Below are 23,178 nucleotides of genomic sequence, written 5' to 3'. Positions count from 1 at the left end.
TCCGGTCCCTTTCGCTTTCGCTCCGGGCCCTTCCGGCGGTTCCGACTCTATCAGATCCTTTCGGTGTCTGACCCCCAGTCAGCGGGGTTTGTCTTTTCGGCCGTTGGGCCGTTCCGACGAGTGAGACTTTAGTGGATTCCCTGCCTCCGACGCTAATCGGGCGGCTGCGCTCAAACCTTCGAACGCGGATTCCTCATTTCGCAAAAACGCACGGAAAGCATGGCGGCACGACAAAGCGCCGTCAGGCTCACTGGTTCTTGCGGAATGGCTGTCCGGGGCCGACCGGGGTCGGTGCTCACGTCGGACAACTCGGAGAACCTTACGGATCGGGGGGTTCCGTGTCAACCCTGGTCCATGGGCGTACCTCTGCCCGGGTGACGGAAGGCGTGGCGGTAGTCGCGGGGGCTGGTGCCCAGGTGGGAGGCGAAGTGCTGGCGCATCGTGACCTCGCTGCCGAAGCCCGCGCGGCGGGCCACCTCGGGGAGCGGGTGGTCGGTCCGTTCGAGGAGCTTCTGGGCTGCCGCGACGCGCTGGGTGATGAGCCAGTGCAGAGGGGTGGTGCCCGTCGTGGCCTGGAAGTGGCGGGCGAAGGAGCGGGGGGACATGCCGGCGAGGGCGGCCAGGCTCGCGACGGTGTGGGGTTCGGCGAGGTGGGCCAGGGCGTGGGCGCGTACGGCGGCGAGGGCGTCGGCGTCGCGGTCGGCGCGGGGCGTGGGGTGCTCGATGAACTGGGCCTGGGTCCCCGTACGGAAGGGGGCGGTGACCATCGAGCGGGCGACGGCCGCGGCGGCCTCGGCTCCGTGGGCGGTGCGGACGAGGTGGAGGCAGAGGTCGATGCCCGCTGCGGTGCCGGCCGAGGTCCAGATGCCCGTGTCCTCGACGAACAGGGCGTCGGGTTCGACCCTGACGGCCGGGTGGCGGGCGGCCAGGGTGCTCGCCAGGTGCCAGTGGGTGACGGCGCGGCGGCCGTCCAGGAGTCCGGCGCGGGCGAGTACGAAGGCGCCGGCGCAGAGCGAGGCGACGGGGATGCCCGCGGTGTGGGCGCGGCGGAGGGCGTCGAGGACGGGGGCCGGCAGGTCGGCGTCGGGGTCCTCTATGCCGGGGACGACGACCAGGTCGGTGGGGGTGAGGTCGTCGAGCCAGGTGAGCGGGCGGTCGGGGGTGAGGGTGAGGCCGCCTCGGAGGGGGATGGGGGTGTGCGGGTCGGTGGCGGTCCGGCGGAGTTCGAAGGGCGGGACTCCGCGGAGGGTGCGGTCGCTGTCCCAGACCTCGGTGATGACGGAGATGTCGAAGGCGCGGACGCCGGGGAAGGCGACGAGCGCGATGCGTTGGGGGTGGGGCGTGGGCTTCCGTGACACGCCTGGCAGTAAAACATCGATCGCTGGCATTCCCCCCTCTGGGAGGCGGGGTGGTCCGGCGGGAGGATCGTTGTCATGGAGATCAACGAGAACGCAGCGCTGGTGGTCGTCGATGTGCAGAAGGGCTTCGAGCAGGAGTTCTGGGGCCGGCGGAACAATCCTGAGGCGGAGGCGAACATCGCGGCTCTGATCGATGCCTGGCAGGGGACGGGGCGGCCGGTCGTCTTCGTACGGCACGACTCTTCGCAGGCGGGTTCGCCGCTGGCTCCGGGGACCGAGGGGAACGGGTTCAAGGAGTTCGTCGAGGAGCGGCGGGGGAAGGGGTCCGGTCCCGAGCTCCTGGTGACGAAGTCGGTGAACTCCGCCTTCTACGGGGAGCCGGACCTGGACGCCTGGCTGAAGGGTGCCGGGGTCCGGCAGATCGTGGTCGTGGGGATCCAGACCAACATGTGCAACGAGACCACGGCCCGGATGGGCGGGAACCTCGGGTACGACGTGCTGTTCGCGCTGGACGCGATGCACACGTTCGATCTGGCCGGGCCGTTCGGCTGGACGCAGACGGCGGAGGAGCTGACCCGGGCGACGGCGGTGTCGCTGCACGGCGGGCGGTTCGCCCGGGTCGTGACCACGGAGGACGTGGTGAAGGGCGCGGTCTCGGCCGCGTAGGTCAGCTGTTGCCGGAGGCGAGCTCGCGGCTGCGGTCGCGGGCCGCTTCCAGCGCGGCGATCAGGGCGGCGCGTACGCCGTGGTTCTCCAGCTCGCGGATGGCGCTGATGGTGGTGCCGGCCGGGGAGGTGACGGCCTCGCGGAGCTTGACCGGGTGTTCGCCGCTGTCGCGGAGCATCACGGCGGCGCCGATGGCGGCCTGGACGATGAGGTCGTGGGCCTGGGCGCGGGGCAGGCCGAGGAGGATGCCGGCGTCGGTCATGGCTTCGACGAGGAAGTAGAAGTACGCGGGTCCCGAGCCGGAGAGGGCGGTGGCGGCGTCCTGCTGGGACTCGGGGACGCGGAGGGTCTTGCCGACGCCGCCGAAGATCTCCTCGGTGTGGGCGAGGTGCTCGGGGGTGGCGTGGCTGCCGGCCGAGATGACGGACATGCCCTCGTCGACGAGGACGGGGGTGTTCGGCATGACGCGGACGACGGGGGTGCCGGTGGTGAGGCGGTCCTCGATGAACGAGGTGGGGATGCCGGCGGCGGCGCTGATGACCAGGCGGTCGGCGGCGACGTGCGGGGCGAGCTCGTCGAGGAGGCGGCCCATGTCCTGGGGCTTGACGGCCAGGATGAGGGTGTCGGCGCGCTTGGCGGCCTCGGCGTTGGTGACGGTCTCGACGCCGTAGCGGGTGCGGAGCTCCTCGGCGCGTTCGGCGCGGCGGGCGGTGACCAGGAGGTTCGCGGGGCGCCAGCCGGCGCGGATCATGCCGCTGAGGAGCGCTTCACCGATCTTGCCGGTACCGAGGACTGCGACGGTCTGGGTCATGGGTCTGTTCACCTCGCCGGAGGGGGTCTTTTGGACATCCTTTCACCGGTGGGGGCCGGGGTGCGTGGGGTGTCCGAGGGGCGGTCAGGGGCGGTCAGGCGGTGCGGCGGCGGAGGGTGGCCGCGCCGAGGCCGAGGACCAGGACGGCGCAGCCGGCGACGACGAGGGCGTCGCGGACGAAGTCGCCGGTGACGTCGGGGTGGCGGAGGACCTGGTTCATGCCGTCGACGGCGTACGACATCGGCAGGACGTCGGAGATCGCTTCGAGTGCGGGGGCCATCCGGTCGCGCGGGGTGAACAGGCCGCAGAGCAGGAGCTGGGGGAAGATCACGGCCGGCATGAACTGGACGGCCTGGAACTCGGACGCGGCGAAGGCGGAGACGAAGAGGCCGAGGGCGGTTCCGAGGAGGGCGTCGAGGAGGGCCACCAGGAGGAGGAGCCAGGGGGAGCCGATGACGTCGAGGCCGAGGAACCAGACGGCGAGGCCGGTGGCCAGGACGGACTGGAGGACGGCGACGAGTCCGAAGGCGAGGGCGTAGCCGGCGATGAGGTCGGTCTTGCCGAGGGGCATGGCGAGGAGGCGTTCGAGGGTGCCGGAGGTGCGTTCCCTGAGGGTGGCGATGGAGGTCACCAGGAACATCGTGATGAGGGGGAAGATGCCGAGGAGCGAGGCGCCGATGCTGTCGAAGGTCCCCGGGCTGCCGTCGAAGACGTAGCGGAGCAGGAAGAGCATCAGGCAGGGGACGAGGAGCATCAGGGCGATCGAGCGCGGGTCGTGGCGCAGCTGGCGCAGGACGCGGGCGGAGGTGGCGAGGGTGCGGTTCGCGTTCACGGGCGGGGCTCCTCGGTGGTTGCCTCTGTTCCTCGGGCGGCCCGGGCGGCCTGGGCGGCGCGGGTGTTCGCCGCGTCGACGAGGTGGAGGAAGGCCTCTTCGACGGTGGCCGTGTCGTTGCGGCGGCGGAGCGCCTCGGGGGTGTCCTCGGCGAGGATCTCGCCCTCGCGCATGAGGAGGAGCCGGTGGCAGCGCTCGGCCTCGTCCATCACGTGGGAGGAGACGAGGAGGGTGGTGCCCCGTTCGGCGGCGAGCCGGTGGAAGAGGTTCCACAGGTCGCGGCGGAGGACGGGGTCGAGGCCGACCGTGGGTTCGTCGAGGACGAGGAGCTCCGGGGTGCCGAGCAGGGCGACGGCGAGGGAGACCCGGCTGCGCTGGCCGCCGGAGAGCCGTCCGGCGAGGGAGCCGGCGTGGTCGGCGAGGTCGACGTCCTCGATGGCCCGGTCGACGGCGGTGCGGCGGTCGTGGCGGTGGGCGCGGCCGGGGAGCAGGACGGCGGCGAAGTAGTCGAGGTTCTGGCGGACGGTCAGGTCGTCGTAGACGGACGGGGCCTGGGTGACGTAGCCGATGCGGGAGCGGAGGGCGGGGTCGCCGGCGGGGCGGCCGAGGACCTGGAGGGTGCCGGTGACCTTGGCCTGGGTGCCGACGATCGTGCGCATGAGGGTGGTCTTGCCGCAGCCGGAGGGGCCGAGGAGGCCGGTGATGCGGCCGGCGGGGACGGTGAAGTCGAGGCCGCGGAGGACCTGGCGGTCGCCTCGTGTGGCGGTGAGGTTCTGTGCGGTGACGGCCGCGGTGGCGGCTGCGCCGCGGGTGGATGCCTTGTCGACGGCCTCGCCCGCCGAGTAATTCATCATGTGATGAATAGTGCGCCTGGGGGTGCCGAGCGTCAAGGACCGGGACGGGACCGGGCTCCTACTTGCGCTTCGGCTTCTTGCGGGTGGCCGGGTTGCCCGTACGGGTGGAGCGGCGCTTCTCGTACTGGGCGACGGCCGTCTCGTACTCCGCGCGGTGCAGCTTCTCGCCCGGGGCCTCCACGAAGCAGCGGGCGCCGTAGGCGAGGAGGGAACCGATGAAGCCGATCATCTTCAGGCTGCGGAGGGACTCCTCGCGGGCCGGGTCGGCCGGGCGGCGGACGAAGCCCTCCCAGGTCTTGCGGAAGGCGATGGCGCTGCAGATCGCGAACATGATGACGACCAGCAGGTTGACGATGCCGCCGACGTCGGCGATCTGCAGGCCCTCGTAGGCGAAGCGCAGCACGAAGCAGGCCGCGACGGCGGCGGCGAGCGAACCGGCGGCCAGGCCCGCGCGGCGCAGGGCGTAGTTGCCGCTGTGGTCGACCCAGGTCGTGCCGAAGAAGCGGATCTCCTCCGGCCGCGGGCCGCTGCCGATCTTGCTGGGGGTCTGCTCTTCGTCGCTCACGGGGTCGATTATCCCCGGGGCGCCGGCGAAGAGGCTCAGACGCAGCGCGGCGCGACCATGCCGTCGCTGCCCGTGTGCACGTACGCGTCGGAGAGGTACTCGCCCGGCGCTATGTTGTCCCAGATGTTCGTCGTGCCGTACGGGCCGTCGACCCACTCGCCGTACTTCTGGCATTTGATCGCGACCGTCGCTCCCGGTGCGAGCGAGCGGACGACCGGGTACTTGGTGCTCGGTCCCGAACGCACGTTGACCCGGTACCCCGGTGCGACCTCGTAGCGCGTGGTCATGACGTCCTCCCCCTGTGGCGCAAAAGCGCTCCGCCGAGTTTCACTCTCCGCGACGCGCAGGCTAGCAAGCCCCACCGACTTCGCGGGCACCATGGACTAGGCTCCGTCGGGTCGCGCACGTGCGCGCGACGCGGACGGGGACTCACGGGGGTGGGCGATGCCACCGTTGCGCGGTACCGGTGCCGACCGGGAAGCGGAAGAGCCCGAATACGCGGGCGACTACCGCCTCCAGGCATGTCTGGGCGCCGGCGGCATGGGCGTCGTGCACCTCGCGGCCTCCGCCTCGGGGCTGCGGCTCGCGGTCAAGGTCGTGCACGCACGGTACGCGGAGGACCCTGAGTTCAGGGCGCGTTTCCGCCAGGAGGTCGCGGCCGCCCGCCGGGTCAGCGGGGCCTTCACCGCACCGGTCGTCGACGCCGACCCCGATGCCGTACGCCCCTGGATGGCGACGCTCTACGTGCCCGGCCCCACCCTCGCCGACCAGGTGAAGCGGAACGGCCCGCTGTCCCCGGCCGAACTGCGCCGCCTCACCGCCGGGCTCGCGGAGGCGCTCCGCGACATCCACCGGGCCGGGGTCGTGCACCGGGACCTCAAGCCCAGCAACGTCCTGCTGACCGACACCGGGCCCAAGGTCATCGACTTCGGGATCTCCCGGCCGGTCGACAGCGACCTGCACACGGAGACGGGCAAACTCATCGGCTCGCCGCCGTTCATGGCGCCCGAGCAGTTCCAGCGGCCCAGGGAGGTCGGGCCGGCCGCGGACGTGTTCGCGCTGGGCTCCGTGCTGGTGCACGCGGCGACCGGGCACGGCCCCTTCGACTCGGACAGCCCGTACATCGTGGCGTACCAGGTCGTCCACGACGAGCCGGACCTGACGGGCGTCCCGGCGGACCTCGCGCCGCTCGTCGCCCGCTGCCTCGCCAAGGAGCCCGTCGAGCGGCCGACCCCGGACCAGATCATGCAGGCGCTGCTGCCTCCCTCGTACGCGGCCGAGGCCTTCATACCGGCACAGCGGCGGCGGCCCGCCCTGCCCGAGGGCGAGAGCGGCCCCGCGCCCGCGTGGGACGCGGACACGCCGGTACGGGTCACCGCGCCGGCCCCGCGCCGCCGGGGCCTGCGGGTCCCCCCGCGGCCGCGGATCCGGCCGCGCCCGACGATCGCCGTCGCCGCCGCGCTCGCGCTCACCGCGGCCGGCGTGTACGCGGCGCTCAGCCGGCCGGCGGACCGCGGGCCCGAGACCCCGACGAGCCCGGCCGAGGTGGCCACGTCCTTCACCGGCTGGCACACCGGACTCCAGAAGCACGGCCCGTCGGCCGCCCCCGCCTGCTCCCACGACGCGGGCGCCCTGTACTGCGTGGCCCGGGGCATCGGTCTCGCCCGGCTCGACCCGGTCACCGGGCGGATCCTCTGGTCGCGGACCGCGCCCGTCGAGCAGGAGACCCCGGACGCCCCCGTGTTCCTCGCGGACGGCCTGGTCGGCGCCGCCGCTCCGACGGGTCCCCTGCGGGCGTACGCGGGCGGGGACGGTGCCCCCGGCTGGACGGCCCGCGGGAAGCTCCCCGAGGTGCACCGGCCGGCCGGCTCGGCGGTCGTCCTGTCCGACGGCGTCGGCGGCATCCGGGCGGTCGACGCCCGCAGCGGCAAGGAGCTGTGGCGGCACGGCCTCACCGGCTTCGGGGTCCCGCTCCCCGGACCGTACGACGCGCCGTCCGGGCTCCTCACGGTCTCCGAGAACTCGTTCGACGGGACGCACACGCGGGTGGGCGCGATCCGCCCCGGCACCGGCGAGGTGGTCTGGCAGCGGAACCTGGACGGCGACCTCGACCCGCTGGGCCGCACCGGCGACGGCACGCTCGTCCTCGCCTCCCTCTACCAGTCCTCGCTGGTCGAGTCCCTGGTCCTGGTGGGCCCCGGCGGAGGCGACGACGCCCCCGTGCGCACGGTGTCCCTGCCCTACCGGATCGACCTCCGGGGCATCGCCGTGCGCGGCGCCGTCGTCCATCTGCTCGACGCGGAGGGGCACCTCACCGCCTTCGACACCGCCGCGCCGAAGGGCCGCGTGCTGTGGGACCTGGAGACGGCCGCCGGGAACGTGTCCGCGCCGGTCCTCGGCGACGGCGACCGGCTCTACTTCTCCGCCGGGGACGGCCGGCTGATCGCCGTCGACACCGCGCGCGGAGCGGTGATCGGCCAGACCAGGCCGCGGCTGCAGAACGGCCGCCTCGGCTACGCGTCCCTGGTGCCCGCGCCGCTCGTCGCCGGGGACCGGGTGTTCGGGACGGCGCCGGACGGCTCGGTGTTCGCGGTGGACGCGCGCGATCCTGCGTCCTGGTGAGCGTCTGACGTACGGAACGACGGACAGAACGACGGAGGGGAGCGGGCTTCTCGGCCCGCTCCCCTCCGTCGTACGTCCCCTACCGGGCTCAGCCCAGCTTCGTCACGTCCCGGACCGCGCCCTTGTCGGCGCTCGTCGCCATCGCCGCGTACGCCCGCAGCGCCGCCGACACCTTGCGCTCCCGGTTCTTCGGCGCGTACACGCCGCCGAGGGCCTCACGGCGGGCCGCCAGGGTGGCGTCGTCGACGAGGAGCTCGATCGAGCGGTTCGGGATGTCGATGCGGATGCGGTCGCCGTCCTCGACGAACGCGATCGTGCCGCCCGAGGCCGCCTCCGGCGAGGCGTGGCCGATGGAGAGGCCCGAGGTGCCGCCCGAGAAGCGGCCGTCCGTGACGAGGGCGCAGGTCTTGCCCAGGCCGCGGCCCTTGAGGAAGGAGGTCGGGTAGAGCATCTCCTGCATGCCGGGGCCGCCCTTGGGGCCCTCGTAGCGGATGACGACCACGTCGCCGTCCTTGACCTGCTTGTTCAGGATCTTCTCGACGGCCTCCTCCTGCGACTCGCAGACGACGGCCGGGCCCTCGAAGGTCCAGATGGACTCGTCCACGCCGGCGGTCTTCACGACACAGCCGTCGACGGCGAGGTTGCCGTGCAGGACGGCGAGGCCGCCGTCCTTCGAGTACGCGTGGGCCGCGTCGCGGATGCAGCCGTTCGCCGCGTCCGTGTCGAGGGTGTCCCAGCGCTCCGACTGGGAGAAGGCGGTCGCCGAGCGGACGCAGCCGGGGGCCGCGTGCCACAGCTCGACGGCCTCCTCCGAGGGGGAGCCGCCGCGCACGTCCCAGGTCTCCAGCCACTCCTTGACGGAGGGCGCGTGGACGGCGTGGACGTCCTCGTTCAGCAGTCCGGCGCGGTACAGCTCGCCGAGGATGGCGGGGATGCCGCCCGCCCGGTGCACGTCCTCCATGTAGTACGTGCGGTCCTTGGCGACGTTCGGGGCGACCTTGGCCAGGCAGGGAACCCGGCGGGAGACCTCGTCCATGTCCGGCAGGCCGTAGTCGAGCTCCGCCTCCTGGGCGGCGGCGAGCAGGTGGAGGATCGTGTTGGTCGAGCCGCCCATGGCGATGTCGAGGGCCATGGCGTTCTCGAAGGCGGCGCGGCTCGCGATCGAGCGGGGCAGAACGGAGTCGTCGTCCTCGTCGTAGTAGCGACGGGTGATGTCGACGACCGTGCGGGCCGCGTTCTCGTAGAGCGCGCGGCGGGCGGTGTGGGTGGCGAGCACCGTGCCGTTGCCGGGGAGGGAGAGGCCGATCGCCTCGGTCAGGCAGTTCATCGAGTTGGCGGTGAACATGCCGGAACAGGACCCGCAGGTCGGGCAGGCGTTCTCCTCGATGCGGGCGATGTCCTCGTCCGAGATCTTCGGGTTCACCGCGTCGGAGATCGCGTCGACCAGGTCGAGCGTGCGGACCGAGCCGTCGACGAGCGTGGCGCGGCCGGACTCCATCGGGCCGCCGGAGACGAAGACCGTCGGGATGTTGAGGCGCAGGGCCGCCATCAGCATGCCGGGGGTGATCTTGTCGCAGTTGGAGATGCAGATCAGGGCGTCGGCGCAGTGCGCCTCGACCATGTACTCCACGCTGTCCGCGATCAGGTCCCGGGAGGGCAGGCTGTAGAGCATGCCGCCGTGGCCCATCGCGATGCCGTCGTCGACGGCGATCGTGTTGAACTCGCGGGCGATGCCGCCGGCGGCGGTGATGGCCTCGGAGACGATCCGGCCGACCGGCTGGAGGTGGGTGTGGCCGGGGACGAACTCGGTGAAGGAGTTGGCGACGGCGATGATCGGCTTCCGGCCGATGTCCGCGCCGGGTACACCGGAGGCGCGCATAAGGGCGCGTGCGCCCGCCATGTTGCGGCCGTGGGTGACAGTGCGGGACCTCAGCTCGGGCATCGTCGCTCGCTCCTCGTGACGGGTGTGCTTGCATTCGAGCGTACGCCGAGGCTCCAAGATCCGGACAGGGTGTCCGCGATTCGGGACGAGTGTTCAGCTTTCGGTCAGGTAGCGCTGGAGCGTCGGGGCCACCTGCTCGATGATCCGCTCCGGGTCCGCCGAGGCCAGCGGCTCCACCTGGATCACGTACCGCATGATCACGATCCCGATCATGTGGGAGGCGGCGAGCTCCGCGCGGAAGCTCGGGTCCGGCACGTCGAGCTCGGCCGCGATCCGCTCCAGGAGCCGGCGCAGCACGAAGGTCCGCAGCACCTTGGCCGCCGCCTCGTGGGTGAGCGCGGAGCGGACGATCGCGAGGAGCGGGGCGCGGGAGGCCGGGTTCTCCCAGACGCCGATGAAGAAGCGCGCGAGGCGTTCGCCGATGGCCTCGCGCGGGCCGCCGAGGATCGCCGGGAGGACGGCCGCGGGCTCGAAGGAGACCTCGATGGCGGCGGCGAAGACCTCGTCCTTCGTGCCGAAGTAGTGGTGCACCAGCGCCGGGTCCACGCCGGCGGCCTTGGCGATGCCGCGCACCGAGGCCTTGTCGTAGCCGCGCTCGGCGAACTGGGTGCGGGCCGCCGCCAGGATGCGTTCGCGCGCGCCCGGTCCGCTCTCCTCGTCGGTACGGGACGGGCGGCCGCGCCGGCGCGGGGCCGGGTCGGTCATGGGGCGGGAGCCCGTTCCGTCGGGGGCGCGGCCGGGGCGGTCACGGGCGGGGGGCCCGCTCGGTCGGGCGGGGTGCCGGGGCGGGGCGGCCCGCCGCCGAGGCGAGGTGCAGCCGGGTGAAGGCGAGGGCCTCCGCGAGATCGGCCTCGCGTTCGGCGGCTGACATCGCGCGGCGGGTGTTGACCTCGATGACGACGTGCCCGTCGAAGCCGGTGAGCGCGAGCCGCTCCAGGAGCTCGGCGCAGGGCTGGGTGCCGCGGCCCGGGACGAGGTGCTCGTCCTTGGCGGACCCCTTGCCGTCGGCGAGGTGGACGTGGCCGAGCCGGTCGCCCATGCGGTCGATCATCGCGAGGGCGTCGGTGCGGGCGGTCGCGGTGTGCGAGAGGTCGACGGTGAAGTGCCGGTAGTCGTCCTTGGTGACGTCCCATTCGGGCGCGTACGCGAGCATCTCGCGGTCCTTGTACCGCCACGGGTACATGTTCTCGACGGCGAAGCGCACGTCCGTCTCGTCGGCCATCCGCCAGATGCCGGTCACGAAGTCCTTGGCGTACTGGCGCTGCCAGCGGAACGGCGGGTGCACGACGACCGTCGACGCGCCGAGCCGCTCGGCCGCCGCCTGCGCGCGCCGGAGCTTGATCCACGGGTCGGTGGACCAGACGCGCTGGGTGATGAGGAGGCAGGGGGCGTGCACGGCCAGGATCGGGACCTGGTGGTAGTCGGAGAGCCGGCGCAGCGCCTCGATGTCCTGGCTGACCGGGTCGGTCCACACCATGACCTCGACGCCGTCGTACCCGAGGCGCGCGGCGATCTCGAAGGCCGTCGCCGTCGACTCCGGATAGACCGAGGCCGTCGACAGGGCGACCTTCGCATCCGGGATGCGCACCACTGGTTCTGCCACGGAGACAGGGTACGGGGCGGGCCGGGGGGCCGGGGGGTGGTTCCGGTCACGCCCGGCCGCCGTGCGCGGCGCGGCTCGCCGCCGCCCCCGTCAGTGCTCCGGCAGGTGGTCCAGGCGGCGCAGGATGACGCCCTCGCGCAGGGCCCAGGGGCAGATCTCCAGCTCCTCGACGCCGAGCAGGTCCATCGCGCCCTCGGCGACGAGCGCGCCCGCGAGGACCTGACCGGCGCGGCCCTCCGAGACACCGGGGAGGGCGGCGCGCTCGGGCACGGTCATCGCGGCGAGGCGCGGGACCCACTCCTCCAGGGACTTGCGGGTCAGGATCCGCTGGACGTAGAGGCCCTCCCCCGAGCCGGGCGCGCCGGCGATCCTGGCGAGCTGCTTGAAGGTCTTGGAGGTGGCCACGACGTGGTCGGGGCGGCCGAAGCGGCTGAACTCGCCGACCGTTCGGGCGATCTGCGCGCGCACATGGCGGCGCAGCGCCTTCACGTCGGCGGTGTCGGCCGGGTCGCCGGGCAGCCAGCCCGCCGTGAGCCGGCCGGCGCCGAGGGGCAGGGAGACCGCCGCGTCCGGGTCCTCGTCGATGCCGTACGCGACTTCGAGGGAGCCGCCGCCGATGTCGAGGAGGAGCAGCTTGCCCGCGGACCAGCCGAACCAGCGGCGGGCGGCGAGGAAGGTGAGCCGGGCCTCCTCCTCGCCGGTGAGGACCTGGAGGTCGACCCCGGTCTCGTCCTTCACGCGCGCGAGGACCGCGTCGGCGTTGCTGGCCTCGCGCACCGCGGAGGTCGCGAAGGGCAGCACCTCCTCGCAGCCCTTGTCCTCGGCGGCCAGGAGCGCGTCCCGCACGGTCGCGATGAGCCGCTCGACGCCGCCGGGCGCGATCGCGCCCCGCTCGTCGAGCAGCTCGGCGAGCCGCAGCTCCGCCTTGTGCGAGTGGGCGGGCAGCGGCCGGGCGCCGGGGTGGGCGTCCACCACGAGCAGGTGCACTGTGTTCGAACCGACGTCGAGGACTCCGAGTCTCATGGGCGGAACGCTACTGCGCCCGCCGTCATACGCTTGGTCCTGTGCCAAAGACGAAGAAGGCGAAGCCGGACAAAGACCGTGGCGGCGACGGCGGTGTGCAGGCGGCCAGGACCGCGCACGCGGCGAAGGCCGTGAAGGCGGTCAAGGTCGGGAAGCAGAAGCGGGGCAAGGCCGAGGAGCCCGACGAGAAGGGCCTCGACTTCGCGCGCGCGTGGGTCGAGTTTCCCGATCCGGCCGACGAGGAGCAGGTCTTCCGCTGTGACCTGACCTGGCTGACCTCGCGCTGGACCTGCATCTTCGGCAACGGCTGCCAGGGCATCCAGGAGGGGCGCGCCGACGACGGCTGCTGCACGCTGGGCGCGCACTTCTCCGACGAGGACGACGAGAAGCGGGTCGCCGGGCACGTGGCCCGGCTCACTCCGGAGCTGTGGCAGTTCCACGACGTCGGGACGGATTCGGGCTGGGTGCAGCTCGACGAGGACGGCGACCGGCAGACCCGCCGCTGGGAGGGGTCCTGCATCTTCCAGAACCGTCCCGGGTTCGCGGGCGGCGCGGGCTGCTCTCTGCACATCCTGGCGATGAAGGAGGGCCGGGAGCCGCTGGAGACGAAGCCGGACGTGTGCTGGCAGCTGCCGGTGCGGCGGACGTACGACTGGATCGACCGCCCCGACGACTCCAAGGTCCTCCAGGTGTCGATCGGCGAGTACGACCGGCGCGGCTGGGGTCCGGGCGGCCACGACCTGCACTGGTACTGCACGACGGCGACGTCGGCGCACGTCGGCGGTGAGCCGGTGTACGTCTCGTACCGGCCGGAGCTCGTCGAGATGATGGGCGAGGAGGCGTACGGGGTCCTGGCCGGGCTCTGCGAGGCGCGGCTCGCCTCGCAGCTGCCGCTGGTGGCTCCGCACCCGGCGGATCCGGTCGCCTAGGGCCTGTCCGGCGGATCAGGGTCGGAGCGACCCTAGGAGGACGGGGGCGGTTCCTCCGCCGACGGCTGGTTGCCCGGGTCCGAGGTCGTGGGCGGGGGCTCCTCGGTCGTCGGGGGCGGGGTGGTCGGTTCCGTCGTCGGCTCGGTGGTCGGCGGCGGGGTCGTGGGCTCGGTCGTGGGCGGCGTCGTCGGTTCCGTCGTGGGCGGGGTCGTCGGCGGGGTGGTCGGTTCGGTGGTCGGCGGGGACGTGGGCGGGGTCGTCGGCGGCGTCGTCGGCCGCGTCGTGACCGGTGGGGGTGTGATCGCGCGGTCGTCCGTCGGCGGCGGCTGGCGGTAGCCGTCGATCCTCACCACCGCGCCCGAGGGGTTGACCCCGAGGCGCGCGCTCCAGGGGCCGACGGGTTCGCGGCCGTGGTCGACGCGGACGGTGACCGTGATCTTCTCGCCGGGGCGGAGCGTGCCGGAGGCCCGGCTGACGTACAGCCAGGGGGCGTCCGTCCACAGCGACCAGTCGACGGGTGAGCCGCCGGAGGCGCTGAGCGTGAGCAGGGTGAGGTCGCCGCGGCCGGTGGCGGCGACCGTGATCCAGCCGGCGGCGGGTTCGCCGGGGCGGCCCGGTTCGGTGGGGCCGCCGGGGCTGACGACCTCGACGGAGACGTCGGGGGCGCGGCTGCCCTGGGTGAAGCGGGGCTCGGGGGTGGTGCGGGCGTTGCCCGCGTTCTCGTAGCGGTCGCCGTCCGGGGACACCGGTTCGTCGGCCTCGCGCGCGCTGATCCTGGATCCGTCGTGCCCGGCGGTGTCCGCGGCCGGGGCGCCCCGGTAGGAGGTCCAGAGCGCGAGGACGGGGGCGGCCACCACGGCGGCGACGACGGTGGTGGTCACCGCCCGGGCCCGCATCCGGTCGCGGCGGGCGACGTGGTCCTTCGGGTCCATGGGGAAGCCCGTCGGCGTGAAGCGCGGGGCGCCGGCACGCGCGCGCGGGACGTGCAGCATCGCCATGTACGCGGCGGCCCGGGGCGCCTCGACGAGCGGCAGCCGGTCCGCCGGGAGGGCCGTGGCGCCGGGCCAGGGGCCGGAGGCGCCCACGCGCTCGGCCGCGCGGCGGCAGCGGGGGCAGTCGTCGACGTGCCGGACGAGTTCGGCGCGCAGGGCGGCCGAGAGGAGCACCCGGTGGTCGCCGGTGAGCCGGGCGACGGTGGGACAGCTGCCGGTCTCGACGACGGCGAGCGCGGCGCGGGTGCGCTCGACCTCGCAGCCGGCGGTGGCGAGGAGCTCGCGGGCGGCGAGCGGGTCGAGGGAGAGCACGGCGGCGACCTGGCGGTGGCTGAGGCCGTGCCGCACGGCGAGTTCCAGGGCCTCGCGCTGCTCGGGCGTGGTGCCGGCGGCCTCGGGCCAGGCGAGCCGGGCGAGCTCGGCGCGGCGGCGTTCGGCGGTCTCCTCGGAGACCCGGGGCGGCTCGGGTGCGGTGACGGCCGGGCGGCCGGTGTGGGCGCCCTGGCGCTTGCGGCGCTGCTCGCCGAGGCTGCGGAGGCAGGCCCAGCGGGCGAGGGCGTACAGCCAGGCGGTGCGTCCGTCCTCGTCGGAGGGGCAGCGGCCGTGGTGGCGCTCGGCGACGGCGAGGACGTCGCCGAGGACGGCGGTGGCCGTGTCGTGGTCGCAGAGGACGGAGAGGCAGTACGTGAAGAGGCCGTCGAGGGCGGCCTCGTAGCGGGCGGGGGGCCGCCGGCCGAGCGTGCGCGGTCCCTGGTCCACGGCGCGGTGCGCCCGGTGTGCGCCGGTGGTGCGTACGGGGGAATCCAGCCTGCTGCTCGTCACTGGGCGACCGTAGGCGGACGGTGGGCACTCTTCGTACCGGTTGCTCCATTCTCATTCTTACGGGTGAAGGTATCGCTCGAAGGGGGACAGGAAGCGGGTGTTCCGGCGCCGCGGGGCTCCCCCTGTGGACGACGGCGGCCCGTTGTCGGTGGCGGCGGATACGGTGTGGCCCATGGCTGCCCGTACGAAAACCGCCAAGGACCGGCCGTCCTACCGCTGCACCGAGTGCGGCTGGCAGACGGCCAAGTGGCTCGGCCGCTGCCCCGAGTGCCAGGCCTGGGGGACGGTCGAGGAGTACGGCGCGCCCGCCGTCCGGACGACCGCCGCCGGTCGCGTCTCCACCGCAGCGCTCCCCATCGGTCAGGTCGACGGCCGGCAGGCGACCGCACGCTCGACCGGCGTGAGCGAGCTGGACCGGGTCCTCGGCGGAGGGCTCGTGCCCGGCGCCGTCGTGCTGCTCGCGGGCGAGCCCGGCGTCGGCAAGTCCACGCTGCTGCTCGACGTGGCGGCCAAGGCGGCGAGCGACGAGCACCGCACGCTGTACGTGACGGGCGAGGAGTCCGCGAGCCAGGTCCGGATGCGCGCCGACCGGATCGACGCGCTCAGCGACCATCTGTACCTGGCGGCCGAGACCGATCTGTCGGCCGTCCTCGGGCACCTCGACGCCGTGAAGCCCTCGCTGCTGATCATGGACTCGGTGCAGACCGTCGCCTCGCCCGAGATCGACGGCGCGCCCGGCGGCATGGCGCAGGTCCGCGAGGTCGCCGGAGCCCTCATCCGGGCCTCCAAGGAGCGCGGCATGTCGACGCTCCTCGTCGGCCACGTCACCAAGGACGGGGCCATCGCGGGACCCCGGCTCCTGGAGCACCTGGTCGACGTCGTCCTGAGCTTCGAGGGCGACCGGCACGCGCGGCTGCGTCTGGTCCGGGGCGTGAAGAACCGGTACGGGGCGACCGACGAGGTCGGCTGCTTCGAGCTGCACGACGAGGGCATCACGGGGCTCGCCGACCCCTCCGGGCTCTTCCTGACCCGGCGTGACGTGGCCGTGCCGGGCACCTGTCTGACGGTCACCCTGGAGGGCAAGCGTCCGCTGGTGGCCGAGGTGCAGGCGCTGACGGTCGACTCGCAGATCCCGTCGCCGCGGCGGACGACCTCGGGCCTGGAGACCTCCCGGGTCTCGATGATGCTGGCGGTCCTGGAGCAGCGCGGCCGGATCAGCGCGCTGGGCAAGCGGGACATCTACAGCGCGACCGTGGGCGGGGTGAAGCTCACCGAGCCCGCCGCCGACCTGGCGATCGCGCTCGCCCTGGCCTCCGCCGCGAGCGACACCCCGCTGCCGAAGAACCTCGTCGCGATCGGCGAGGTCGGGCTCGCGGGCGAGGTGCGGCGGGTGACGGGTGTGCAGCGGCGACTCGCCGAGGCGCATCGGCTGGGCTTCACGCACGCGCTGGTCCCGGTGGACCCGGGGAAGGTGCCGGCCGGGATGAAGGTGACGGAGGTGGCGGACGTGGGCGACGCGCTGCGGGTGCTGCCGCGGAGTCGCCGGGCGAAGGCGGCCGAGGACGCGCCGGGCGGCTGAGGGCGGCTCGGCCCGCCCGGATCGGGGAGCCGTTCCGGGCGAGGCATGCCCGCGGCCCGGGCGGGGGACCCGTTCCGGCGGGGGTCCCGCCCACCCGTTCCGCCCCGGCGGACCGCATGCCCACAACCCCCGCGGGGTGGTGTCGCTAGACTTTGCCCTGGTCTCGCCCATCCGTACGAGCCGGAGGAGTGCAGTGGCAGCCAAGGACGGGGCAGCAGCTCCTGGAAAGTCCGGCGCGGGCTCCGGCAACGAAGCGCTGATGCGCGCCGCCCTGAGCGCGGTCGCGCCGGGCACCGCGCTGCGCGACGGCCTGGAGCGGATCCTCCGGGGAAACACGGGCGGTCTCATCGTGCTCGGCCTCGACAGGACGGTCGACTCGATGTGCACCGGCGGTTTCGAGCTGGACGTCGAGTTCACCGCGACACGCCTGCGTGAGCTGTGCAAGCTCGACGGCGCGCTCGTCCTCGACAAGGACATCACCAAGATCCACCGCGCGGGCGTGCAGCTGGTCCCGGACGCCTCCATCCCCACCGAGGAGACCGGCACCCGCCACCGCACGGCGGACCGGGTCTCCAAGCAGTGCAAGTACCCGGTCGTCTCCGTCTCCCAGTCGATGCGTCTGATCGCGCTGTACGTGGACGGTGAGCGCCGGGTCCTGGAGGAGTCGGCCGCGATCCTGTCCCGGGCGAACCAGGCGCTCGCGACCCTGGAGCGGTACAAGCTCCGACTCGACGAGGTGGCCGGCACGCTCTCGGCCCTGGAGATCGAGGACCTGGTCACGGTCCGGGACGTCACCGCGGTCGCGCAGCGCCTGGAGATGGTCCGCCGGATCGCCACCGAGATCGCCGAGTACGTGGTCGAGCTCGGCACCGACGGGCGGCTTCTCTCGCTCCAGCTCGACGAGCTGATCGCGGGCGTGGAGCCGGAGCGCGAGCTGGTGATCCGGGACTACGTGCCGGAGCCGACGGCGAAGCGTTCGCGGACGGTCGCCGAGGCGCTCACCGAGCTGGACGCGCTCACCCACACCGAGCTGCTCGAACTTCCGGTGGTGGCGCGGGCCCTCGGCTACAGCGGCTCGCCCGAGACCCTCGACTCGGCGGTCTCGCCGCGCGGCTACCGGCTCCTGGCGAAGGTCCCGCGGCTGCCCGGCGCGATCATCGAGCGCCTCGTGGAGCACTTCGGCGGGCTGCAGAAGCTGCTCGCGGCGAGCGTGGACGACCTCCAGACCGTCGACGGCGTCGGCGAGGCCCGTGCCCGCAGCGTCCGCGAGGGCCTGTCGCGGCTGGCGGAGTCCTCGATCCTGGAGCGGTACGTCTGATCCCCCCGGGGCTCCCGGGAGGACCGGGGTCCAGGTGGCCCTGGAGCTCTCAGGGGCTCTGGGACTCTCAGGGGCCCTGGAGCTCTCAGAGGCTCTGGGACTCTCAGGGGCCCTGGGGCTCTCAAGGGCCCTGGGGCTCAGTCCTTCGCGAGCCGGAACGAGGCCGGGAGCACCTTCACGCCCGGCATGGTCGCCTCCACCAGGTAGGTGCCGGGGCCGGCCTGGCCCGCCGGGGCGGTGGCGCACTGCGGGGCGCTGCGGCCGCGGTCCCATTCCACGGTGTGGGTGACGGTGGCGTGCGCGGGGACGCGCAGCAGGACCGGGTTGCCGGGGCGCGGGCAGTCGGCGGTGGACCAGACCTCGTCGTCCCGGTCGTCGCTGATCGTCAGAACCGCGCTGCGGGGCCCGAAGTCGGCCTTGCAGGTGGTGTTCGAGGTGTTCTTGGCGACGAGGTGGAAGCGGGGCTTCTCCCCCGTCTCGTAGGTGACCTTGGTGGAGCGGAGCGTCAACTGCAGTGCTCCGGCAGGGCAGTTCGGGAGCTTGGAGCCGGCCGGGACCTGCTGGCCCGCGCCGGTGCCCGCGCCGCCGTCGCCGCCGGCTCCGTCGGTGTCGCCGTTCTTGCCGGTACCGGAGCCGGTGCCCGCGTCCGTGCCGGCGTCCGCCCCCGCGTCGGCGCCCGCGCCCGCGTCCGTACCGGAGTCGCCCGAGCCGCCACCGGTGCCCGAGGTGTCGCCGGAGTCGCCCGACTCGTCGCGCCCGCCGGGCTGTTGGCTGATCGCCGGGCCGGAGCCGGAGGGCCCCGGGGTGATCGACGGCGGGGTCGGCGACGAGCCGTTGGCGGCGTCGTTCGCCTTCTTCCCACCGCCTTCACCGGAGGTGAAGGCCCATACGGCGAGCAGGGAGAGAAGCGCCACCAGGCACAGCGCCACCGCCCTCCGTCGCCAGTAGATGGTGGAGGGAAGCGGCCCGACCGGATTGCGCAAAGATCCCACGACCCGAACCTTACGAGAGATCCGGCCCAACTCCCGCCCCACCCGCCGCCCGAGACCTCAAGTTTTGCCGATGATCACATCCGTCGGTTCCGGGAACTTTTCCCGGAACCCCGCCTGAAACCGTAGGGAACCGGCGCGAATCGCAACCCCCCACTTTCGTCGGGGGTCGTTCTGGCCGTTGGCCCGGGGCGGCGGACTCCGGATTCCGGTTAGCGTCGTGCACCATGAACACCCTTCTCGACCTCTCCGACCGTCTGTATCTCGACGTCGCCGACTTCGCCCACTCCACGCCGCACTGGTTCCAGTGGCTCGCCGAGGTGTGGACGGAGCTCGGGCTGCTGCTCTTCGGCGTGCTGTTCCTCGTCGGCTGGTGGCGCTCCCGGGAGGGTTCGAGTCGGGCGATGGCGCTCGCGCTGCTCGCCCCGGTCGCCACCGGCTTCGGCTACGTGGTGAGCGAGGCGCTGAAGTCGCTGATCGACGAGGAACGTCCGTGCCGCGCGGTCGCCGGCGCGCCCGTGTCGCTCGTCGCCTGCCCGCCGCACGGCGACTGGTCCTTCCCCAGCAACCACTCGGCCATCGCCGGCGCCGCCGCGATCGCGCTCGCCCTGTCCTGGCGCGGGATCGTCTGGCTGACCGTCCCGATGGCGCTGCTCATGGCCTTCTCCCGGGTCTTCGTCGGCGTCCACTACCCGCACGACGTGACCGTGGGCCTGCTGGTCGGCGCCCTGGTCGCGTTCCTCGTGATGCGGCTCGCGGAGCGGCCCGTACGGTCGCTGGTGGAGACGGCGCGGTCGAGCCGGAGCTCGGCCGTGGTGTGGTGCGCGGGGCGCGGGCCGAGTGCGCACGCCTCCGCGCACGCTCCCGCGCACTCCGAGCGACGCTCGCGCGCACGTCACGGCGCGTACTGATCCCGCCCCGGACGTGCCAGGATCGGGGGTGCCATGACTTCCATCGACACTCCCCCGACTTCCGAGGCCCCCGTCGACCCGGCGCTCCCCGCCGCACTCCACGGGCCCGTCCTCGCCTGGTTCGACCGGCACGCCCGTGACCTGCCCTGGCGCCGCCCCGAGGCCGGTGCCTGGGGCGTCATGGTCAGCGAGTTCATGCTCCAGCAGACCCCCGTCGTCCGCGTCCTGCCGGTGTACGAGCAGTGGCTGGCGCGCTGGCCGCGCCCGGCCGACCTGGCCGCCGAGGCCCCCGGCGAGGCGGTCCGCGCCTGGGGCCGGCTCGGCTACCCCCGCCGGGCGCTGCGGCTGCACGCGGCGGCCGTCGCCATAACGGAACGCCACCACGGCGACGTGCCCCGCGATCACGGACAGCTGCTCGCACTGCCCGGCATCGGCGAGTACACGGCGGCGGCGGTGGCCTCCTTCGCGTACGGGCAGCGGCACGCCGTCCTGGACACCAATGTGCGCCGGGTCTTCGCGCGGGCGGCGACCGGCGTCCAGTACCCGCCGAACGCGACCACGGCCGCCGAGCGGCGGCTCGCCCGCGCGCTGCTGCCGGAGGACGAGACGAAGGCGTCCCGCTGGGCGGCCGCCTCCATGGAGCTGGGCGCGCTCGTCTGCACGGCGAAGAGCGAGGACTGCGGGCGCTGCCCGATCGCCGAGCGGTGCGCCTGGCGGCTCGCGGGGAAGCCGGCGCACGACGGTCCGCCGCGACGGGGCCAGACGTACGCCGGGACCGACCGTCAGGTCCGCGGCCGGCTCCTCGCCGTGCTGCGGGAGTCCGCGGACCCGGTGGCGCAGGCGGACCTGGACATGGTCTGGGACGAGCCGGTGCAGCGGGCCAGGGCCCTGGACGGGCTGGTCGCGGACGGCCTCGTCGAACCGCTGGACGGCGGCCGGTACCGCCTCCCGCTGTCCTGAGACCGGGACCGGGCCCGCCTCCCGCTGTCCCGGGGACGGGTCAGGGGCCGAGGACGCCCTCCCGGCGTCCCGCCGTCCCGGGGACGGGTCCGGGACCGCCTCCCCGCAGTCCCGGGGACGGGTCAGGGGCCGGGGCCACTGCCCGGGGTCCCGGGTCCGGGCCCCGCTCTCCCGGGACCGCGCCGCCGAAACCTTCTCCGTCCCCGCTGTTACACAACCGATGGGTAGCCGTGCGTCCACCGACGGCTGCCCCGCACAGCCCCGTGACAACCGCTCCGTAGCGTCATCGACGACACGAGGAACGAAGCAGGTCACGGGGATCGGAGGCGGTTCGGATGAGGCACGGCGAGGTGCTCGACTTCGAGGAGTACGTACGCACGCGGCAGGACGCGCTGCTGCGCAGTGCCCGCCGTCTCGTGGCCGACCCCGTCGACGCCCAGGACCTCCTCCAGACCGCGCTGGCCCGTACGTACGGCCGCTGGGACGGCATCGCCGACAAGTCCCTCGCCGACGCCTACCTCCGCCGGGTCATGATCAACACCCGCACCGAGTGGTGGCGCTCCCGCAAGCTCGAAGAGGTGCCCACCGAGCAGCTGCCCGACGCGAGCGTCGAGGACCCGACCGAGCAGCACGCCGACCGCGCCCTCCTCATGGACATCCTCAAGGTCCTCGCGCCCAAGCAGCGCAGCGTCGTCGTCCTGCGTCACTGGGAGCAGATGAGCACGGAGGAGACGGCGGCGGCGCTGGGCATGTCGACGGGTACGGTGAAGTCCACGCTCCACCGCGCGCTCGCCCGGCTCCGCCAGGAGCTGGAGAGCCGTGACCTCGACGCCCGTGCCCTGGGGCGGACCGGGGAGCGGACGACCGTACGAGGCGACGAAGGGGGGCGGGAGCGGTGCGCGGCCTAGACGGCGAACCCGACGGCAGACGACACGAAGGCCACCACGGTGTGGGCGGCGACGACCGGTACGCGACCGGGCGGCGCCGCTCGCGCCGTACCGTCACGGCGGCGAGCGTCACGGCGACAGCCGGGCTCGTCGCCGTCGGGCTGTCCCTGGCCGCCTGCTCCACCGGCGGCACCGGCTCCCGCGACGAGGGCGCGGCCCGCACCGACGAGGTCGCCGCCGCGGCGCCCACCCCCTCCGTCGCGGCCGACGACGGCCCGCGGACGGCCGAGCGGGTGGATCCGATCGCGCTCCTGAAGGGCGACCCGAAGATCGGTGAGCGGCTCAAGACCGATCTGAAGCCGTGCGTCGCGGACGCCTATCCGGTGGACGCCTCCTACGGAAACCTCACGAACTCCGCCGCACCCGACGTCGTCGTCAACGTGATGACCTGCGGCGACGCCGTCGGCATCGGCACGTACGTGTACCGCAAGCAGAGCAACCGGTACGAGAACGTGTTCATGGCCGAGGACGCGGCGGTCTACGCCACGATCGACCGGGGCGATCTCGTCGTCACCAAGCAGGTGTACGCGAAGGGGGACCCGGTCGCGTACCCCTCCGGCGAGGACGTGATCACCTACCGCTGGTCGGGGAACAGGTTCACCCAGCACGACTGGGTGCACAACGACTACAGCCGGGCCGTCGGCGACGGGGAAGGCGCGGAGCCCGCGCCGAGCGAGCCCCCCGCCGACTGAGCCGTGGACCGAGAGAACGCACCGACCCCGAAGGGCACGCACGATGGCCGAAACCCATGTCCTGTTCGTCGAGGACGACGACGTCATCCGTGAGGCCACCCAGCTCGCCCTGGAGCGGGACGGCTTCCGGGTGACCGCCATGCCCGACGGACTCTCCGGCCTGGACGCCTTCCGGGCGCAGCGGCCCGACATCGCCCTCCTCGACGTGATGCTGCCGGGGATGGACGGGGTCAGCCTCTGCCGCCGCATCCGCGACGAGTCGACGGTTCCCGTCATCATGCTCTCGGCGCGCGCCGACTCGATCGACGTCGTGCTCGGCCTGGAGGCCGGCGCCGACGACTACGTCACCAAGCCCTTCGACGGCTCCGTCCTGATGGCGCGCATCCGGGCCGTGCTGCGCCGCTTCGGGCACGCGGGCGGCCTGGGCGCGGGCGAGCGCGGGGACGAGACGGCGGACGGCGGCGGTCTGCTCGCCTTCGGCGACCTGGAGGTCGACACCGAGGGCATGGAGGTCCGCAAGGGCGGTGCGCCGGTGGCGCTGACCCCGACCGAGATGCGGCTGCTCCTGGAGTTCTCCTCGGCGCCGGGCACCGTGCTGTCCCGGGACAAGCTCCTGGAGCGGGTCTGGGACTACGGCTGGGGCGGTGACACCCGGGTCGTGGACGTCCATGTGCAGCGGCTGCGCGCCAAGATCGGCCAGGACCGTATCGAGACCGTGCGCGGCTTCGGCTACAAGCTCAAGAGCTAGCCCGGCATGATCCAC

The 23,178-nt window shown here is 73.5% G+C and carries 22 protein-coding genes; 10 read left to right on the top strand and 12 right to left on the bottom strand.

From position 1 onward, the window contains the following. Nucleotides 1-341 precede the first annotated feature (341 nt). Nucleotides 342-1,388, bottom strand: a complete 1,047-nt coding sequence (locus IE237_RS19830; RefSeq protein WP_189803335.1) for a GlxA family transcriptional regulator — start codon at nt 1,386-1,388, stop codon at nt 342-344. Between the two features lie 45 nt (nt 1,389-1,433). On the opposite strand from IE237_RS19830, the gene IE237_RS19825 reads away from it, so the two are divergent. Continuing rightward, nucleotides 1,434-2,024 carry a cysteine hydrolase family protein gene (locus tag IE237_RS19825; protein WP_189803334.1) on the top strand — a complete coding sequence of 197 codons (591 nt, stop codon included), beginning with the start codon at nt 1,434-1,436 and terminating at the stop codon, nt 2,022-2,024. Between the two features lies 1 nt (nt 2,025). Here IE237_RS19825 and proC read toward each other — a convergent pair whose 3' ends face one another. From proC to IE237_RS19800, 5 genes are all read right to left on the bottom strand, one after another. Further along, nucleotides 2,026-2,835 carry a pyrroline-5-carboxylate reductase gene (gene proC, locus IE237_RS19820; protein WP_189803333.1) on the bottom strand — a complete coding sequence of 270 codons (810 nt, stop codon included), beginning with the start codon at nt 2,833-2,835 and terminating at the stop codon, nt 2,026-2,028. A gap of 94 nt (nt 2,836-2,929) precedes the next feature. Continuing rightward, nucleotides 2,930-3,667 carry an ABC transporter permease gene (locus IE237_RS19815; protein WP_189803332.1) on the bottom strand — a complete coding sequence of 246 codons (738 nt, stop codon included), beginning with the start codon at nt 3,665-3,667 and terminating at the stop codon, nt 2,930-2,932. Then, nucleotides 3,664-4,521: an ABC transporter ATP-binding protein gene (locus IE237_RS19810; protein WP_189803331.1), complete on the bottom strand. Its 858-nt coding sequence runs from the start codon at nt 4,519-4,521 to the stop codon at nt 3,664-3,666. The genes IE237_RS19815 and IE237_RS19810 overlap by 4 nt, the downstream gene beginning before the upstream one ends. Before the next feature lie 58 nt (nt 4,522-4,579). Continuing rightward, nucleotides 4,580-5,086: a hypothetical protein gene (locus IE237_RS19805; protein ID WP_189803330.1), complete on the bottom strand. Its 507-nt coding sequence runs from the start codon at nt 5,084-5,086 to the stop codon at nt 4,580-4,582. A gap of 35 nt (nt 5,087-5,121) precedes the next feature. Further along, the gene (locus IE237_RS19800) at nt 5,122-5,466 is read right to left on the bottom strand and encodes an SH3 domain-containing protein (protein ID WP_370468222.1); all 345 of its coding nucleotides are present in this window, start codon (nt 5,464-5,466) and stop codon (nt 5,122-5,124) included. 64 nt (nt 5,467-5,530) lie between these two features. On the opposite strand from IE237_RS19800, the gene IE237_RS19795 reads away from it, so the two are divergent. Next, nucleotides 5,531-7,708 carry a serine/threonine-protein kinase gene (locus tag IE237_RS19795; protein WP_189803328.1) on the top strand — a complete coding sequence of 726 codons (2,178 nt, stop codon included), beginning with the start codon at nt 5,531-5,533 and terminating at the stop codon, nt 7,706-7,708. An 88-nt stretch (nt 7,709-7,796) separates the two neighbouring features. Here the strand turns inward: IE237_RS19795 and ilvD are convergent, their stop codons facing one another. The 4 genes from ilvD to IE237_RS19775 all read right to left on the bottom strand — a co-directional run bounded on the left by ilvD (nt 7,797) and on the right by IE237_RS19775 (nt 12,276). Further along, on the bottom strand, nt 7,797-9,650 hold the full coding sequence (ilvD, locus tag IE237_RS19790) for a dihydroxy-acid dehydratase (protein WP_189803327.1): 1,854 nt from the start codon (nt 9,648-9,650) through the stop codon (nt 7,797-7,799). Nucleotides 9,651-9,743: 93 nt separating this feature from the next. Next, nucleotides 9,744-10,355: a TetR/AcrR family transcriptional regulator gene (locus IE237_RS19785; protein ID WP_189803326.1), complete on the bottom strand. Its 612-nt coding sequence runs from the start codon at nt 10,353-10,355 to the stop codon at nt 9,744-9,746. A gap of 40 nt (nt 10,356-10,395) precedes the next feature. Beyond that, entirely contained in the window at nt 10,396-11,253 is an 858-nt protein-coding gene (locus tag IE237_RS19780; RefSeq protein WP_189803325.1) for a sugar phosphate isomerase/epimerase family protein, read from the bottom strand. 90 nt (nt 11,254-11,343) lie between these two features. Further along, on the bottom strand, nt 11,344-12,276 hold the full coding sequence (locus IE237_RS19775) for a Ppx/GppA family phosphatase (protein ID WP_189803324.1): 933 nt from the start codon (nt 12,274-12,276) through the stop codon (nt 11,344-11,346). Nucleotides 12,277-12,317: 41 nt separating this feature from the next. On the opposite strand from IE237_RS19775, the gene IE237_RS19770 reads away from it, so the two are divergent. Beyond that, nucleotides 12,318-13,205 (top strand): DUF3109 family protein, encoded by an 888-nt coding sequence (locus IE237_RS19770; protein ID WP_189803323.1) that lies wholly within the window; start codon nt 12,318-12,320, stop codon nt 13,203-13,205. A 32-nt stretch (nt 13,206-13,237) separates the two neighbouring features. Here IE237_RS19770 and IE237_RS19765 read toward each other — a convergent pair whose 3' ends face one another. Then, nucleotides 13,238-15,019, bottom strand: coding sequence for a BACON domain-containing protein (locus IE237_RS19765; protein WP_189803322.1), 1,782 nt, complete (start codon nt 15,017-15,019; stop codon nt 13,238-13,240). 172 nt (nt 15,020-15,191) lie between these two features. Here IE237_RS19765 and radA point away from each other — a divergent pair, with 172 nt between their 5' ends. Next, on the top strand, nt 15,192-16,598 hold the full coding sequence (gene radA, locus IE237_RS19760) for a DNA repair protein RadA (RefSeq protein WP_189803321.1): 1,407 nt from the start codon (nt 15,192-15,194) through the stop codon (nt 16,596-16,598). 193 nt (nt 16,599-16,791) lie between these two features. Next, a complete protein-coding gene (gene disA, locus IE237_RS19755; protein WP_189803320.1) occupies nt 16,792-17,916 on the top strand; it encodes a DNA integrity scanning diadenylate cyclase DisA in 1,125 nt (374 codons plus the stop codon). A 137-nt stretch (nt 17,917-18,053) separates the two neighbouring features. Here disA and IE237_RS19750 read toward each other — a convergent pair whose 3' ends face one another. Then, nucleotides 18,054-18,908 (bottom strand): hypothetical protein, encoded by an 855-nt coding sequence (locus IE237_RS19750; RefSeq protein ID WP_189803319.1) that lies wholly within the window; start codon nt 18,906-18,908, stop codon nt 18,054-18,056. A 224-nt stretch (nt 18,909-19,132) separates the two neighbouring features. Between IE237_RS19750 and IE237_RS19745 the strand changes: the two genes are divergently transcribed. The 5 genes from IE237_RS19745 (at nt 19,133) to cseB (ending at nt 23,163) form a co-directional block, all read left to right on the top strand. Next, the gene (locus tag IE237_RS19745; RefSeq protein ID WP_189803318.1) at nt 19,133-19,816 is read left to right on the top strand and encodes a phosphatase PAP2 family protein; all 684 of its coding nucleotides are present in this window, start codon (nt 19,133-19,135) and stop codon (nt 19,814-19,816) included. Nucleotides 19,817-19,849: 33 nt separating this feature from the next. Beyond that, nucleotides 19,850-20,776: an iron-sulfur binding domain-containing protein gene (locus IE237_RS19740; protein ID WP_229842774.1), complete on the top strand. Its 927-nt coding sequence runs from the start codon at nt 19,850-19,852 to the stop codon at nt 20,774-20,776. 335 nt (nt 20,777-21,111) lie between these two features. Then, entirely contained in the window at nt 21,112-21,684 is a 573-nt protein-coding gene (locus tag IE237_RS19735) for a SigE family RNA polymerase sigma factor (protein ID WP_189803317.1), read from the top strand. Beyond that, on the top strand, nt 21,672-22,415 hold the full coding sequence (locus IE237_RS19730; protein WP_189803316.1) for a hypothetical protein: 744 nt from the start codon (nt 21,672-21,674) through the stop codon (nt 22,413-22,415). The genes IE237_RS19735 and IE237_RS19730 overlap by 13 nt, the downstream gene beginning before the upstream one ends. 43 nt (nt 22,416-22,458) lie before the next feature. After that, nucleotides 22,459-23,163 carry a two-component system response regulator CseB gene (cseB, locus tag IE237_RS19725; protein WP_189803315.1) on the top strand — a complete coding sequence of 235 codons (705 nt, stop codon included), beginning with the start codon at nt 22,459-22,461 and terminating at the stop codon, nt 23,161-23,163. Nucleotides 23,164-23,178 lie beyond the last annotated feature (15 nt).

The sequence above is a fragment of the Streptomyces tanashiensis genome (assembly GCF_014648895.1).
GTDB classification, from domain to species: domain Bacteria; phylum Actinomycetota; class Actinomycetes; order Streptomycetales; family Streptomycetaceae; genus Streptomyces; species Streptomyces tanashiensis.
This window is presented reverse-complemented; position numbering and strand designations above follow the sequence as displayed.